The organism is Candidatus Pantoea symbiotica, from assembly GCF_056491525.1.
This window is the reverse complement of sequence record NZ_JBSZHR010000002.1, coordinates 1,512,447-1,528,179: the sequence shown is the minus strand read 5'-3', so window position 1 is coordinate 1,528,179 and position 15,733 is coordinate 1,512,447. Positions and strand designations below refer to the sequence as shown.

Sequence of the window (15,733 nt, the reverse complement as noted above, 5' to 3'; positions counted from 1 at the left end):
GAGAGGGCCGGGGTGAGGGACAAACGACTCAAAACTTAAAACGTCTCCCAGTTGCCGTCACTCACCGGCGCGGCAGCCGCTTTGCGCGGTGCGCTGGCGATCTGACGTACCATGCTCGCCTTCGGTTGCGCCTGCGCGGCGCGTGGAATGCGGAACACCGATACCGCCTGGCTCAGGCGGCTCGCCTGCTCTTCCAGTGATGCAGCAGCAGCAGCGGACTCTTCCACCAGCGAGGCGTTCTGCTGGGTGACGCGGTCCATCTCGGTCACCGCTTGTCCTACCTGATCGATACCCCGGCTCTGCTCATCCGATGCCGAGGCGATTTCGCCCATAATATCGGTGACGCGCGTGACGGCACCGACGATATCATTCATGGTCTCTCCGGCGGTGCCAACCAGCTGCGAACCGTTGTTGACGCGGTTCACCGAGTCTTCGATCAAGCCTTTGATCTCTTTCGCCGCCTGCGCACTGCGCTGTGCCAGGTTACGCACTTCACCTGCCACCACGGCAAAACCACGGCCCTGTTCACCGGCGCGCGCCGCTTCAACCGCCGCGTTCAGCGCCAGGATGTTGGTCTGGAAAGCGATGCCATCAATCACGCTGATAATGTCGGCGATCTTCTTCGAACTGCCGGCAATATCCTGCATGGTACGCACCACGCCATCGACCACCTCGCCGCCCTTGCGCGCGGTGTCGGACGCGCTAAGCGCCAGCTGCGATGCCTGACGCGCATTTTCGGCGTTCTGTTTCACCGTCGCGGTGAGCTGCTCCATGCTGGCTGCAGTCTGCTCCAGTGAGGCGGCCTGCTCTTCGGTACGCGCAGAGAGATCGTTATTCCCGGCGGCGATTTCGCTGGCGCCGGTGAAAATCGCATCGGAACCGTCACGCACATTACCAACGGTGCTAACCAGCGACTGCTGCATTTCATGCAGGCTACCGGCCAGCTGGCTCATTTCATTGCGCCCTTCCACCACGATTTGTTGCGTGAGATCGCCAGCAGCGATATGACGAATATGCGCCAGCAGCTGATGCAACGGCTGAATCAGCACGCTACGCAGACCAAACCAGCAGCCAACAATCACCGCCACCACCACCAGCGCCACGGACGCCAGCAACCACATCATGGTCTGGAAGGCGCGCTGGTTTTGCGCCACGCCTTCTGCCGCCAGTTTGCTTTGCTCAGTCCGCCACTCTTCGTAAGTGGCTTTCATCGCCACCTGTTTCGCTTCGATGTTCTGCGCAAACATGCCTTGCAGATCGTTGGCTTTCAGGCGATCCAGCATGGCTTTCAATCCGTCGTTAAAGGCAGCGTAGTTCGCTTCCAGCTTATCGCGCAGCGCTTCCGGCAAGCCCGGCGTGGCCGGTAAGTCGTAGTAGCGTTGATAGTGACCGGCAGCCACATTGAGCTGCTTTTCAGTTTGCGCAATTAACGCCGCCAGCTGGCCGCCATTCGCCTGCGCGGCCATGGTGCCCTGCATACGCAACATGGCGCGGTTGAGCACCGTGCGGGTTTGGTTCAGTTCAATCCAGGCATCAGACATCGCGCCGACGTTGTTGGAGGAGATCTGCGCTACCGCAAACGCCTCTTTATCTTTTTGTAAGGCGGACCAGAACAGGCCACCCGACAGTAATTGTAAAGCGCCAAAAACCAGCAATACGGCGATGAGGCTGGTCACTACATTGATTCGTTTTAACATGGGTTCTCCAGGGATGCGTTTCGGCTCCCCCAGTTATCGACCGGTAATCTGAATATTTCAGGGTGCTTAAGCTACTTTACGAATTAAAACTCTGCGTTTGAGCATGATTGCAGTGTTTTATAACTAAAGAAATTAACAGTAAAAAAAATGCGCCTTTTATCGGGTTAGCGATAAAGGCGCATTGGGTGTTGTGGGTTGTCCCTCACCCCGGCCCTCTCCCGCAGGCGGGAGAGGGAGACGCTGCCACATGCTGGCTCGGACAGTTCCCTCTCCCACGTGTGGGAGAGGGTTAGGGTGAGGGACCGACAACTCCAAAACTTAAAACGTCTCCCAGTTGCTGTCCCCCGCCGCCGCAGTCACCGCTTTACGCGGTGTGCCCAGCGTTGGTGGTGCGATCTGCGGATGACGTACGCCGGCTTTGGCCTGCGGCTGCTCCTGCGCCGCGCGCGGTACGCGGAACACTGCCACCGACTGGCTCAGGCGGCTGGCCTGCTCTTCCAGCGATGCTGCAGCCGCCGCCGACTCCTCCACCAGCGAGGCGTTCTGCTGCGTCACGCGATCCATCTCCGTTACCGCCTGACCGACCTGATCGATACCACGGCTCTGCTCATCCGACGCCGAGGCAATTTCGCCCATGATGTCAGTGACGCGCGTCACCGCATTAACGATATCGCTCATGGTTTCACCGGCGGTGCCAACCAGTTCAGATCCGCTGTTCACACGCTGGACGGAATCTTCAATCAACCCTTTAATCTCTTTAGCCGCCTGCGCGCTGCGCTGCGCCAGATTACGCACTTCACCGGCGACCACCGCAAAGCCTCGGCCCTGCTCACCGGCACGCGCCGCTTCTACCGCCGCGTTCAGCGCCAGGATATTGGTCTGGAAAGCGATGCCATCGATCACGCTTGTGATGTCGGCGATCTTCTTCGAACTGCCGGCGATGTCGCTCATGGTGCGCACCACGCCTTGCACCACGTCGCCGCCCTTCTGTGCGGTTTCGGAGGCGCTCAGCGCCAGCTGCGACGCCTGACGCGCGTTTTCGGCGTTCTGCTTCACGGTGGCAGTTAGCTGTTCCATGCTGGCGGCGGTTTGCTCCAGTGAAGCCGCCTGCTCTTCGGTACGTGCCGAGAGATCGTTGTTGCCCGCAGAGATTTCGCTTGCTCCGGTAAAGATGGCATCCGAACCGTCACGCACATCACTTACCGTACGCACCAGCGACTGCTGCATCTCATGCAGGCTTTCCGCTAGCTGGCTCATTTCGTTGCGCCCTTCAACCGCGATGCTCTGCGTCAAATCGCCCTGCGCAATGTGCTGAATATGCTGGATGTTCTCATTAAGCGGCTTGATGAGGATTTTGCGCATGCCAAACCAGCACAGCACAATCACCGCCACCACAATCGCCAACACCGCGCCTAGCAGCCAAATCATGTGTTCGTAGGCTGAGCTGTTGGCTTCGACGCCCGCAGCGGTCAGGCGATCCTGATCGGCACGCCACTGGCGATACTCTTTCAGGAAGGCATTTTGACTCGGCGCAACCGGCGCTTTGGCTGCCTGATCGAGATCTTTTGCCACCAGCGCATCGTGCAACTGGCCCAGCGCGCTGGCATAGGCGGTATAGGTTTCATCCACACGTTTATTCAGCGCGGCATTCTGTCCCGGCGTGTCCGGCGTGGCTTTAAACAGCTGGTAGTTATCGGCGGCGTCTTTCTGGAAGGCTTTGCTGTCGTCATATAAACCGGCGATATCCGCTTCGCTGCCGGTGAGTTTGCTGGTTGCCATACGCAGCTGAATGCGGGTTAACACCACACGGCTCTGATTGAGGCTCATGTAGGCGTCGTTGATGGCGGCAGTGTTTTTGCTCGCCAGTTGTGAAACGTTAAAACTGTTTTTGTCATCGCTTAACGCTTTGAAAAACAGTGAGCCGGATGCCAGCTGTAAAAAGCCAAACACCAACAACACCAGCAATAAGCTGGTGACCACGCGGATTCTCGTAAACATAGTTTGCCCTGGAAAATGAAGAAAAATGGTACAGATCAGTTATCGACCAAAGGCGGAGAATATTGAGGGGTATTGCAGAGGTTTTTGGCGGTTTTGTTGTTGATTTGTAAGGAATTAATTCACTCGCGTGATGATAACGGGCCGCAGCAGCGCGGCCCGTTGCGGGGATTATGCGGTACGCAGGTTATCCACCAGCGCCATCTCTTCGCTGCTCAGCAGCTTTTCGATGTCGACCAGAATCAGCATACGTTCACCCAACGCACCCAGACCGGTCAGGTACTCGGTGGACATGGTGACGGCGAACTCCGGTGAAGGGCGAATCTGCTCTTGCGTCAGCGACAGCACGTCAGAAACACCATCGACCACGATGCCCACGACACGATGCTCAAGATTCAGCACGATCACCACGGTGTTTTCGTTGTACACCACATCCGGCTGCGAGAATTTCACGCGCAGGTCGATGATTGGCACGATCACGCCGCGCAGGTTGGTCACGCCTTTGATGAATTCCGGCGTGTTAGCGATGCGGGTTACCTGATCGTAACCACGAATCTCCTGCACTTTCAGAATGTCGATGCCGTACTCTTCGTCACCCAGTGTGAAAACTAAGAATTCCTGGCCCACGGTTTCGCCAGCGATTTTGGTCACGGTTGCCATGTCAGTCATTTTTTTACCCTTTCGTTATCTATTACGCTGCGGCACCGGCCACACGCTTTTCACGGTTCAACGATTGCAGTGCTGAGACATCCACAATCAGCGCCACGCTACCATCGCCCAAAATGGTGGCGGCAGAGATGCCCGGCACTTTGCGATAGTTGCTTTCAAGGTTTTTCACTACCACCTGATGCTGACCAATCAGCTGATCGACCAGCAGCGCATAGCGACGGCCTGCGCTTTGCAGAATCACCACGATGCCTTGCGTGGCGTCGGTTTTAGCATTCTGCACCTCAAACACATTCCACAACTCCACCAGCGGCAGATATTCGCCACGCACTTCCAGCACGCGCTCGCCACCGGCCAGCGGTTTCAACTCTTCGGCGGTCGGCTGTAGCGATTCCATCACCGCGTTGAGCGGCAGAATGAACACTTCGTTAGCCACGCGCACTGACATGCCGTCAAGGATCGCCAGCGTCAGCGGCAGCAGGATGCGAATGGTGGTGCCTTTGCCCTGCTTCGAAGAGATTTCGACGTGACCGCCCATCTCCTGAATATTACGTTTCACTACGTCCATGCCCACGCCACGGCCCGACACGTCGGTGACCTGCTCGGCGGTGGAGAAGCCCGGCGCGAAGATCAGCATGCCGACTTCTTCGTCGCTCATGCTGTCGCTGACCGGCAGACCAGACGACAGCGCTTTCGCCAGAATACGTTCGCGGTTCAGACCGGCACCGTCATCGATCACTTCGATGCAGATGTTGCCACCCTGGTGTTCCGCAGACAGCGTCAGGTTGCCGACGGCGGTTTTATTCGCGGCCAGACGTTTTTCCGGGGTTTCGATGCCGTGATCGAGGCTGTTACGCACCAGATGCGTTAACGGATCGATGATGCGCTCAATCAGGCTCTTATCCAGTTCGGTCGAGCTGCCGAGCAGCGTCAGTTCCACTTCTTTGCCCAGCTTGCTGGCCAGATCGCGCACCAGACGCGGGAAGCGGCTGAAGACATACTCCATCGGCATCATACGAATCGACATCACCGATTCCTGCAGATCGCGGGCATTACGCTCCAGCTGACCCATGCTGTTCAGCAGGTCGCCGTGCGCCACCGGATCCAGCGCGCCGGAGCGTTGCGCCAGCATCGATTGGGTGATCACCAGTTCGCCAACCAGGTTAATCAGCTGGTCAACTTTCTCCACGGCCACGCGGATGCTGCTGGATTCGCTGCCTTTAGCCGGTGCGGCGGCACGCTTAGGTTCACGTTTCACCGCTGGCGTAATATCGGTCACGGTGGCGGTTTGCACCGCTTCGGCAGCCACTTCCGCTACCGGCGCTTCGGTAACTGCCGCTGCGCCTGTCGGGAAGTGAATCTGTGCTTCATCCAGCACAAAACACAGCACCGCTACGATGTCATCTTTGCCGACGCCATCAATGGTGACTTCCAGCGAATTGGCGCCTTTCACCACGTTGCTGACGGTGCCAAGATTGCCGAGCTCTTCCAGCATCAGCTCCGGCTCTTTCTCTTTCAGGTCAACCAGTTGCAGGCGCAGACCGCTGGCGACAACGGCTGCAGCAATCTCAACCACTTCGGCCACTTTCGGTACTTCAGGCGCAATGCCTTTCGCTTCCAGTGCCAGCTGACGCAGCGCTTCGCAGATGTATTTAAAGCTTTCTGCATTCGGCTCCTGCGCCGTTTTATAGGCATCGAGCTGTTCTTGCATAATATCTTTGGTTTCCAAAAACAGGTTGATGATATCGGTGCTGAGCTGCATCTCGCCGCGGCGCGCACCATCCAGAATGTTTTCCAGGATGTGGGTGGTTTCCTGTAAAACCGTAAAGCCAAACGTACCGGCTCCGCCCTTGATGGAGTGGGCGGCGCGGAAGATGGCATTCAACTGCTCGGAATCGGGCTCCTGGGGATCAAGTCCCAACAGGTGTTGCTCCATATCCGCTAACAGCTCATCGGCTTCATCGAAAAACGTCTGGTAAAAATCGCTGATGTCCATGCTCACGGGATCACCTCGGCTGTGAGGGTTGGTCTGGTGTCACCGCGCTCGCCGCGGGCGTCGCCGCTGCCGCAGGTGCCGTTGCAGCAGCCGGCGCAGCCGGTGTCGCAGTGGAACCTGTTGGGGCAGTCGACGCAGCCGGTACAGCGGGTGCGGTAATGTCGGGAATAATTTGCGCCGGGTCGCTTACCTGAACGGCATCGCTCTCGGCATTCTCTTTTTCAATCGCCGCTTCGGTGTCGTGATTCAACACCAGCAGGCTAATGCGGCGGTTGACTGCATCATTAGCACCACGGTTTTTCAGCTTCATGGTGTCGGCCATACCGACCACACGCAGCATTTTGGCGCCGTCGAGGCCACCAATCACCAGCTCGCGCCGTGAGGCATTGGCACGATCCGCCGACAGTTCCCAGTTGCTGTAGCCACGGTCGCCGTTGGCATACTGGAAATCATCGGTGTGACCCGCGAGGCTGATTTTGTTCGGGATATCATTCAGTACCGGCGCGATAGTGCGCAGGATGTCGCGCATGTAAGGCTCCACGTCCGCGCTGCCGGTTTTAAACATCGGGCGGTTCTGGCTATCGATAATCTGAATGCGCAGTCCCTCTTCCACCATGTTGATAATCAGGTGCGGACGCAGCGCTTTCAGACGCGGATCGGCTTCAATCAACTGGTCGAGCTTTTCACGCAGGCGATTCAGACGGATCTCCTCCAGCTTCTTCTTCTGCGCATCCATATCGACAATCTTCTTTACTTCACCCTTCTGCTGCGTCGGATCGTCTCCGCCGCCAGGGATCGGGCTTTCGCTGTCGCTGCTGCGCTGACCGCCGGTTAACGCCACTTTCAACGGCGTTTTGAAGTATTCCGCAATTTGGACCAACTCTTTGGGGCTGGAGATGGAGAGCAACCACATCACCATAAAGAACGCCATCATCGCCGTCATAAAGTCGGCATAGGCAATCTTCCACGAACCGTGGCTCCCATGGTGACCTTTATGTTTGCGCTTTTTAACCAGCACAATGGGGCGATTGCCTGCTTTCATGAATTCTCATCCGAAGTTTGTTTCGCCGGGTTCTTGGCGTTACGCACGTGCTCTTCCAACTCTGAGAACGATGGACGCTCGGCGGAGTACAGCGTTTTACGACCAAATTCCACGGCGATTTGCGGCGCGTAACCATTGAGGCTGGAGAGCAACGTCACCTTCACGCACTGCATCATCTTGGTGGTTTCGGCACATTTCTGACGCAGCACCGACGCCAGCGGAGAAATAAAGCCGTAAGCCAGCAAAATTCCGAGGAAGGTACCGACCATCGCGTGGGCTACTAACGCACCCAGTTCGGCCGCCGGACGGTCGGCTGATGCCAGTGCGTGCACCACGCCCATTACCGCCGCGACAATACCGAAAGCCGGTAAGCCATCACCTACCGCCGATATACTTTGCGCTGGTACTTCGCACTCGTGCTCGTAGGTCTCGATCTCTTCATCCATCAACGCTTCGATTTCAAAAGCGTTCATATTTCCGCTGACCATTAAACGCAAATAATCGGTAATAAAATCGACTAACTGTTTATCGGACAAAATACGCGGATAGTTAGCGAAAATTTCACTCTGGCTGGGATCTTCAATGTCGCGTTCTAATGACAACATGCCTTGCTGACGCGATTTCGCCATCAGGCGATACAGCAGCGCCATTAAATCCATGTATACCGCTTTGTTATATTTCGAGCCGCGCATTAACAATGGCAGCGCTTTTAATGTTTTCTTAATCGATTTGCCATTATTGCCGACTAAAAAAGCACCAATACCGGCACCGCCGATAATGATCAGCTCCGCCGGTTGATATAGCGCGCCTAAATGTCCGCCGACCATCGCGTAGCCGCCCAACACGGAGCCGACGACCACGATATAACCCAGAATTATCAGCACAAAAAATCCTTACGTCCGTAACGTGTTGATGGAAGTTAAGCCAGAGAGCCGCAGGTGTTATTCGTTTATCGCAGGCAAAAAAAAAGCAGCGGTATTAACCGCTGCTGGATGTTTTCCACGATGCGAACAAACTTAAACGGCGCGTTTAACCTGTTCATCCAGCAGTTGTGGAAAGGTATCGGCAGAATCTGCAGAAAGTTTACGTCTTTTTACGGCACGTGATGGCGGCTGGCACAGGCTGCAGACAAAGCTGCCGACGGGCTGGTGCGCGTGGTTAATAAAGCTTCCACCACAGCACTTACAGTCAGAAAGTTCCAGCATGCCGCTTTCAACGAATCGCACCAGGGTCCATGCACGCGTTAGCGCCAACAGCGGGCCCTCGTCCGATTGCGGACACTGCTCAAGATACAAGCGATAAGCTTTGATTACCGCTTCAACGCCACTGTTCAAGCCGGTTTTCAGCAGGAACTGCCAGGCGTTACAGAACATAGAAGAGTGGATGTTTTGTTCCCAGGTCATGAACCAATCAGTAGAGAATGGCAGCATGCCTTTCGGTGGTGGAGCACCACGCAGTTCTTTATACAGTTTAATCAGGCGACCACGGCTCAGCTGCGTTTCACTCTCCAGCATTTGCAGTCGTGCGCCCAACGTAATCAGCTCCATTGCCAGCTGAATATCGCGCGCTTCCTGAACAATACTTTTTTCGGTCATTAAACTGCCCTCTTCTTCGCGGAGACGTCATCTTTAGACGCATTCCGCAGCAGGCGGCTGGATAATAAAATACCGGTGTGGATTTGCTGCAAGTCATCCACGCGTGACTCTTGAGTCAGACGATTAATATGGTTGTGATCGGTAAAACGGAACTGGCAAACCAGTTGATTGGTTTCCGCTAATTTTACCATTTCAGGTAAGGTTAATTGCGACAATGCATCAGCCATCGATTCATCGATGCCTAAACGAAACATTGCTGAAGCTTTTTCCTGGTTAATTAAACGCTGAGCAAGAAGCAAATATGACAGATTGATGTCATATATATGTTTTAGTAATTCTGATGTACCCATTTTTTTCCATCCTGATAGACGCGACACATATACGGCCACAGAATTAAATTGTTCTATGGTTCGGGCTGCTGGTTGGTAAATCTAAAGATGGCAAAAAATAATCAGGCTTGAGCCAACGCGTACCTAACTGTTTCACTTCCCGTCAGGACACTGATCAGTAGTAATCAAAACTCCAGGCCATTCTTTGCTTGAGTAGTAACCATCTTCCGTGACGTCTGCTTACAGTTTTTTAAGACTAATCTGAAAACAAGGCAAATCTATATCGTCTGATTTCGACATACAACGTGAGTGGCGCGAAATTTTAGATAAAGTGTGATCTGCGTCACACTTTTAAGGCAAATTTTTTCGCTAACCCTTCAGCATCGCTTTTCTGTTGTCTGTTTTTTGCGCGATTTCTGATTATTTCTTTAATATTTTGCTGAAGTAAGGCGGATTTTAGGCTCTGCGGAAGATTGTCATTACCACACGATCAGATATCTGTTTTGTTGGAATTAGAGTGCTATAACGCGCCATATAAAGAATTATATGCAGCATAATACTCTGAATTAGCGCGAAACTATTCGCTTCTAAATTAATCACTTACAGGGAATATTGCCCATGTGCCGTAAAGCGAGACGCTAGCGAAGCGTGAAGACTGGGCGTAGAGCGCCTGGGAACTGTCAATGGATTGTAGGGAGTGTTTAGCGCACGGCAGGGGATGTAACAGAGCGTTACATTAGAGAAATGAATGAATCGGTGTTTTTTCGGTTTGCTACGCGATTACTATCGGCGTACCACCTGAGATCTTTAGGGTTGAGATGAAAAAAAGCTTTTTTGGCCTTTCGATTGCGTGCTTTTTAACCAAAATGTGCGCTTTTTGCTGATGAGTCAGCGCATTAGCGCTTAAAGAAATGAAATCGATTTCGTGAAGTTAGGATGGCGCGTGAAAACGCTGTGCAGTGAAGCAGAAATGCGGTGGCGATCGGTGGCGTAATGGCGGGAAGTTTTTTGGTGAGGAGATTGTCATTGATGGCTGGGAGTTTTTGGAAAAAAGGTCGCCATTAATGGCGACCCTACTTGTTGAGTGCGCGTTACGCTAATTTCGGAAAGGTAGCGACTTTATTTGCCGTGCCGTGATCGTCACTGCGTACCGGCAATGTATTTAAATCTTTCAGGAAGCTTTCGCGCCAGTGCGAAATATCCTGTTTGCGCAACACCGCCATCATGTCGTTATAACGCGAAATACGTTCGGTACGCGGCATGGTCAACGCGCGGTCCAGCGCCGCTGCCACTTCATCACGATCATATGGATTAACGATCAGCGCCGACGTCAGCTCATTGGCTGCACCGGCAAAGCGAGACAATACCAGCACGCCAGGATTATCCGGGTCCTGCGCGGCCACATACTCTTTCGCCACCAGATTCATGCCGTCACGCAGTGGCGTAATCAAGCCCACGTTGGTGAGACGGAAGATCTTCATTAACAGACGGCGATCAAAGTGCTGATTGAGGTAATAGAGCGGCGTCCAGCCTAGCGTGCCGTATTTACCGTTGATGCGCCCCGCTTCCGTTTCCAGCTGGTGACGGATGTCCTGATAAGCCTGCACGTCGCCGCGCGAGGTGGGCGCAATTTGCGAGTAGCGAACATTGCCGCGGTGCTGCGGGAAATTCGCCAGCAAGGCTTCAAAGGCGAGGAAGCGCTCCGGCAATCCTTTGGAGTAATCCAGACGCTCGCAGGCGATGATGTTCTGCAGATCGCCCAAATCACGTTTCATCGCCGCCATTTTCGGTGGCAACGGCCCTTCCGCCATCTCTTTAATGGTGTCCGGCTCAATACCAATCGGATAGACCTCGGTCATAAAGGTGTTACCGAAGGCGCGATGCTTCTTCTCTCCTTTATTCTGCAACTGCGTCAGCTGGCTCAGGCTATCGAGGAAGGCAACGCGGTCGGATTCTGTCTGGAAACCCAGCAGATCGTAGTCGCACAGCATCTCCAGCAGTTCCTGATGCGGCGGCAACGCGTTGAAGATCTCAGGCGTTGGGAACGGGATATGCAGAAAGAATCCGATGCGGTTATTAATGCCCTGTTTGCGCAGCTCGGCGGCAAACGGCAGCAGATGGTAATCGTGGATCCACAGAATATCGTCAGGCTTGAGCAGCGGTTTAAGGCGCTGTGCCAGCAAGGTGTTGACGCGGCAATAGCCATCCCAGGCTTCGCGCTGATACTGCACCAGATCGAGACGATAGTGGAAAGCCGGCCAAATCACGGTATTGGAGAACTGGAGATAATATTGATCGTAATCGTTTTGATTCAGCGGCAGTGACGCATAGGTAATGCCGTCTTTTTCGATCTGCGAAAGTTCTTCATCTTCCTCTTCGCCCGAGAATTCGCTGATCTCTCCGTTCCAGCCAAACCATAATCCTCCGGTATCTCGCAGAGCATCCAAAATACCGACAGCAAGCCCGCCTGCGCTGGCCTTGCTACCATCGGGAATCGCGATACGGTTAGATACGACGACTAAACGACTCATAACCTAAACTCCTTACCCACATTGTCATGTTCTAGTTGTAATAATAGTTGTTCAAGCCAGTGCCATACGGCCTCAACGCTGTCGAGGCGATAACGTGCATGGCTGGCCCCTTCACCGACTTTGACAGAAATGCCCTGCATGGCGTTGACCGCGAGGAATCCTTTTTCGTCTGTCAGGTCGTCTCCCACAAATACCGGAATGCGTCCGGCAAAGGGCGCTTCCTGCATAAATTCACGCACGGCGGCACCTTTATCGATGCCTTGCGGCTTCAGTTCCACCACGCATTTGCCTGGCTGCAGCGCCAGCTCGGGAAAGCGTGCGACGGCGTCTTCGGCCAGCTGCATGATGGCGTTTTCATACTGCGGCGCATTGCGATAGTGCAGCGCAAACGCCATGCCTTTCACTTCTAAAAGCGTATTCGGCCATTGATCCAGCGTCTGCTGCAGTTCGGTTTGCAGCGTTTGCGCCACATCGCCCGGCAAGCTATGGCGATGTACACGTCCCGCCGCATCACGGCGTTCTGCACCGTGCACGCCAGCGGCGGGTGCTTCGAGCGGTGCCACTAAGGCATCAAGTTGCGCAATCGGACGTCCGGAAACCAGCGCGACTGCGCCGTGGCTGAGATTGGAAATTTGTTGCAGGAGCTGGCGTACCGAGGCGGGAATGGAGACCGACTCGGGCTGCGACTGAATCGCTGCCAGCGTGCCGTCGACATCAAAAAAGAAGGCATAAAGTCCGCCACTTAACGACGGCAAGGTGCTGTTCTGATTAACCGCGGGGGTCACGACTCTTCTCCTGTCTTGTGGAATTTACCATCACAGGATGTTCGGAGGCTGGCTGGGCGATCGAGGCGGTTACAACCGCAGAAGTGTGTGCGAGGAGGTTTTGCAGACAACACGGAATTTCGATAGATAACTCTCCACAAACAAACATCATTTGAACTCACTCGCCAGGCTGACTGCGAACATCGTCAGCTTTAAGTGTAGACGCAGATCACGATATTGCCAGATTCATGCGGCTTCGCTATAGGATAAGTGGCAGTTTTAGGGGTTATGCCGCAAAAGAATCGCCTCACGGGTTTTTCAACCGCTTCGCTTATTTGTGGCAGTATTACGCCCTTCTCCCGCCTCAATTCCCGGATTATGCCGACTTGCATCCGCCGCGCGGATTATCATATGGTGCGTTTACCGTGCGGCTACAGCGCGGAAATAGAGCCCTGAACCGCATAGATCACGGCTTTTAGATCCATTCAGGCAGGAATCCGGATGATGGAAAACCGATCGACATCACATTTTTCATATGTCATGGCGGGTGAACGACGATGATCCCGCAGAGTTACAGCCAACGCGTTCACTTCTATTACTGCATTCTGGTCGCCCTGAAAATCAACGCCAAAACTAAGAAGTCTGGCGGCGTGCGCGGCAAGAATAATTTCCTGCTGAAATGGCTGCGTAATGCGCAGAACAACACCATTTTCCCGCCGGATATCACCAGCGAGATTGAGTGGCTGCGCGCCAAGATCATCAGCTCCGGGCCCGACACCGATCTGGAACCGATGCTGCAATATGTCTACGACACCGCAAAGCGTGCCGAGACCCTGCGTTTAGGTTTGTGATTGTTGCGCCGGTTCGCCGGCGCGTTTCCTGCGTAGTTCTACCTATTTCCCTGCGTATTCAACCGCATGTTTTCCCCCTCTCGCATTACCTATGATTCGTCATCAGGAACAGCCACGTTCCTCCTTTCCACCTGACGAAGAGAATGGATTCAGATGAAATTAAAACAACTATGCTGCGCGCTGCCCTTGATGATCATCGCCGGTTCGGCCATAGCGGCGGATGTGAATCAAGGCTATTACGCTTCGGCGAAATATCTGCAAAATCAACAGAATGCTAAAGAGATGAACACCAGCGCGCGTCCGGGCGTGGGCCAGTTTGTTGCGGGTAACGAGAAGGCGCATCAGGCCACTGCCGCGCTGGCGCTCGGTTATCAATGGGGCAACGGCTGGCGCACCGAAGGTGAATACACCTTTGGCCAAAGCGCGGAGTTCACCAGCGGTTCATCCACCTTCGCCACCAGCTATAACCATCTGCAAACTGACGTTCAGCGCCTGATGTTCAACCTCTATCGTGATATCGAGCTCGGCTATAACATTTCGCTGTACGGCACCGCTGGCGTGGGCGTGAGCAAAATCAAAGCGGGCGGCTGGCAAGGCGTGCCATCGCGTGAGTACGCCTCAAGCACGCAAAACAATCTCACCTACAGCATTGGTGCCGGTTTGAGTTACGCACCGATCGATCGCATCGCCATCGACGTCGGCTATCGCTACGTAGATATGGGCAAGATTGAGAGCGGCTATAACAACTTCGTCAATGCCCGTGGTTATAAGGATGAGCAAATGAAAGCCCATCTGGTTGAGAACCAGTTTACGCTGGGCGTACGCTATTTGTTCTGATGCGTTAATTTCTCCCCTTCCCCTGATCTCGCGTTGGGGGAAGTTTGCCCGCGAAATTCCAGCCCTGCGGAAACCACGTTTTTATTGAGAAATCTCAATACCTGCCCGCCGATTACCCCGTAGATCTAGATCAGGTTAAATCTTCTTATCTTGATGAATTTAATCGAAAAAACTTAAATCTGGCATCTACGTGAAGGTAATTAACATGATTAACAGAATGATCCTCAATGAGACCGCTTATTTCGGTGCGGGCGCGATTAATTCGATTGTCGATGAGATTCACAAACGCGGTTTTACTAAAGCGTTGGTGGTCACCGACAAGGATTTGATCAAGTTTTCGGTCGCCACCCGCATTACCGATCTGCTGGCGCAGCACGACCTCAGTTTCGAAATCTATGATGAAGTGATTCCTAATCCCACCGTTGATGTGGTGCATGCGGGCGTCGATGCTTTTCGTCGTTCGGGTGCCGATTATCTGATCGCCGTGGGCGGCGGCTCGCCGCAGGATACCTGCAAAGCCATCGGCATGATGATTGCCAATCCCGAGTTCAGCGATGTGCGCATGCTGGAAGGCGGTGCTGCCACACGTAATCCTTCCGTACCGATCATTGCGGTACCGACTACTTCGGGTACCGCAGCGGAAGTGACCATCAATTACGTCATCACCGATGAAGAGAAGAAGCGCAAGTTCGTCTGCTACGACCCGCACGATATTCCGGCGATTGCCATCATCGATCCCGACATGATGGCCAGCATGCCCGCCAGCCTGAAAGCGGCGACCGGTGTAGATGCGCTGACCCACGCCATTGAAGGCTACATCACGCGCGGTGCGTGGGAGCTCACCGACATGTTCCATCTCAAGGCAATCGAAATTATTGGCCGCTCGCTGCGTGACTCGGTCAAAGGCGTGCCGGCGGGCGTTGCCGATATGGCGCTGGGTCAGTACATCGCCGGAATGGGCTTCTCGAATGTCGGATTAGGTCTGGTGCACGGTATGGCGCATCCGCTGGGCGCGTTTTATGGCACGCCGCACGGCATCGCCAATGCAGTCCTGCTGCCGCACATCATGGCGTTCAATGCTGAGCATACCGGCGAGAAGTACCGCGCTATCGCGCATGCGCTTGGCATGGAAGGTGCCTATGCCTGTTCATTAGCCGACGCACGTGCGCTGGCGATTGATGCGGTGATCACCCTGAACCACGATATCGGTATTCCGCTCAGACTGCGTGATATCGGTATGCAGGAGCAGGATGTGGATGCGCTCGCCGCCGCCGCCTTCGCTGATGTGTGTACGCCGGGCAATCCACGTGAGTGCAGCGTTGAGATGATTAGATCGCTTTATCGTGAACTGTTCTGATTAATGTTAATTAGGCAATGCTGCATGAACAGCATTGCCTGTTATTAGCCGCATCGGTTATTCCCTGTTTATC

At 54.3% G+C, this 15,733-nt stretch carries 13 protein-coding genes; 3 read left to right on the top strand and 10 right to left on the bottom strand.

Features of this window, described 5'->3' with window-relative positions; all coding sequences use genetic code 11:
• Positions 1–35 precede the first annotated feature (35 nt).
• The 10 genes from ACXIZX_RS07680 to otsB all read right to left on the bottom strand — a co-directional run bounded on the left by ACXIZX_RS07680 (position 36) and on the right by otsB (position 12,636).
• On the bottom strand, positions 36–1,697 hold the full coding sequence (locus ACXIZX_RS07680) for a methyl-accepting chemotaxis protein (protein ID WP_479403877.1): 1,662 nt from the start codon (positions 1,695–1,697) through the stop codon (positions 36–38).
• Positions 1,698–2,015: 318 nt separating this feature from the next.
• Positions 2,016–3,695, bottom strand: a complete 1,680-nt coding sequence (locus ACXIZX_RS07675) for a methyl-accepting chemotaxis protein (RefSeq protein ID WP_479403876.1) — start codon at positions 3,693–3,695, stop codon at positions 2,016–2,018.
• A gap of 168 nt (positions 3,696–3,863) precedes the next feature.
• Complete coding sequence (cheW, locus tag ACXIZX_RS07670) at positions 3,864–4,361, bottom strand: chemotaxis protein CheW (protein ID WP_008102858.1); 498 nt, start codon at positions 4,359–4,361, stop codon at positions 3,864–3,866.
• Between the two features lie 22 nt (positions 4,362–4,383).
• A complete protein-coding gene (gene cheA, locus ACXIZX_RS07665) occupies positions 4,384–6,354 on the bottom strand; it encodes a chemotaxis protein CheA (RefSeq protein ID WP_179451784.1) in 1,971 nt (656 codons plus the stop codon).
• A gap of 10 nt (positions 6,355–6,364) precedes the next feature.
• A complete protein-coding gene (gene motB / locus ACXIZX_RS07660) occupies positions 6,365–7,396 on the bottom strand; it encodes a flagellar motor protein MotB (protein ID WP_154194782.1) in 1,032 nt (343 codons plus the stop codon).
• Positions 7,393–8,280, bottom strand: a complete 888-nt coding sequence (motA, locus tag ACXIZX_RS07655; RefSeq protein WP_007891047.1) for a flagellar motor stator protein MotA — start codon at positions 8,278–8,280, stop codon at positions 7,393–7,395. Before motA ends, motB begins: the two co-directional genes overlap by 4 nt.
• A gap of 132 nt (positions 8,281–8,412) precedes the next feature.
• On the bottom strand, positions 8,413–8,991 hold the full coding sequence (gene flhC / locus ACXIZX_RS07650) for a flagellar transcriptional regulator FlhC (protein ID WP_008102852.1): 579 nt from the start codon (positions 8,989–8,991) through the stop codon (positions 8,413–8,415).
• Complete coding sequence (gene flhD / locus ACXIZX_RS07645) at positions 8,991–9,341, bottom strand: flagellar transcriptional regulator FlhD (RefSeq protein ID WP_008102850.1); 351 nt, start codon at positions 9,339–9,341, stop codon at positions 8,991–8,993. Before flhD ends, flhC begins: the two co-directional genes overlap by 1 nt.
• Positions 9,342–10,411: 1,070 nt before the next feature.
• On the bottom strand, positions 10,412–11,851 hold the full coding sequence (otsA, locus tag ACXIZX_RS07640; RefSeq protein WP_008102848.1) for an alpha,alpha-trehalose-phosphate synthase: 1,440 nt from the start codon (positions 11,849–11,851) through the stop codon (positions 10,412–10,414).
• On the bottom strand, positions 11,848–12,636 hold the full coding sequence (gene otsB / locus ACXIZX_RS07635) for a trehalose-phosphatase (protein WP_008102845.1): 789 nt from the start codon (positions 12,634–12,636) through the stop codon (positions 11,848–11,850). The genes otsA and otsB overlap by 4 nt, the downstream gene beginning before the upstream one ends.
• Before the next feature lie 539 nt (positions 12,637–13,175).
• Between otsB and ACXIZX_RS07630 the strand changes: the two genes are divergently transcribed.
• From ACXIZX_RS07630 to fucO, 3 genes are all read left to right on the top strand, one after another.
• Entirely contained in the window at positions 13,176–13,466 is a 291-nt protein-coding gene (locus ACXIZX_RS07630) for a hypothetical protein (protein ID WP_036648001.1), read from the top strand.
• Positions 13,467–13,619: 153 nt separating this feature from the next.
• Positions 13,620–14,303 (top strand): outer membrane protein, encoded by a 684-nt coding sequence (locus ACXIZX_RS07625; RefSeq protein WP_479403875.1) that lies wholly within the window; start codon positions 13,620–13,622, stop codon positions 14,301–14,303.
• A 205-nt stretch (positions 14,304–14,508) separates the two neighbouring features.
• Positions 14,509–15,660: a lactaldehyde reductase gene (fucO, locus tag ACXIZX_RS07620; RefSeq protein ID WP_258144968.1), complete on the top strand. Its 1,152-nt coding sequence runs from the start codon at positions 14,509–14,511 to the stop codon at positions 15,658–15,660.
• Positions 15,661–15,733 lie beyond the last annotated feature (73 nt).

Coding starts and splice junctions, on each gene's coding strand:
- ACXIZX_RS07680 (WP_479403877.1), bottom strand. CDS start 1,697: ATGTTAAAACGAATCAATGTAGTGACCAGCCTCATCGCCGTATTGCTG.
- ACXIZX_RS07675 (WP_479403876.1), bottom strand. CDS start 3,695: ATGTTTACGAGAATCCGCGTGGTCACCAGCTTATTGCTGGTGTTGTTG.
- cheW (WP_008102858.1), bottom strand. CDS start 4,361: ATGACTGACATGGCAACCGTGACCAAAATCGCTGGCGAAACCGTGGGC.
- cheA (WP_179451784.1), bottom strand. CDS start 6,354: ATGGACATCAGCGATTTTTACCAGACGTTTTTCGATGAAGCCGATGAG.
- motB (WP_154194782.1), bottom strand. CDS start 7,396: ATGAAAGCAGGCAATCGCCCCATTGTGCTGGTTAAAAAGCGCAAACAT.
- flhC (WP_008102852.1), bottom strand. CDS start 8,991: ATGACCGAAAAAAGTATTGTTCAGGAAGCGCGCGATATTCAGCTGGCA.
- flhD (WP_008102850.1), bottom strand. CDS start 9,341: ATGGGTACATCAGAATTACTAAAACATATATATGACATCAATCTGTCA.
- otsA (WP_008102848.1), bottom strand. CDS start 11,851: ATGAGTCGTTTAGTCGTCGTATCTAACCGTATCGCGATTCCCGATGGT.
- ACXIZX_RS07625 (WP_479403875.1), top strand. CDS start 13,620: ATGAAATTAAAACAACTATGCTGCGCGCTGCCCTTGATGATCATCGCC.
- fucO (WP_258144968.1), top strand. CDS start 14,509: ATGATTAACAGAATGATCCTCAATGAGACCGCTTATTTCGGTGCGGGC.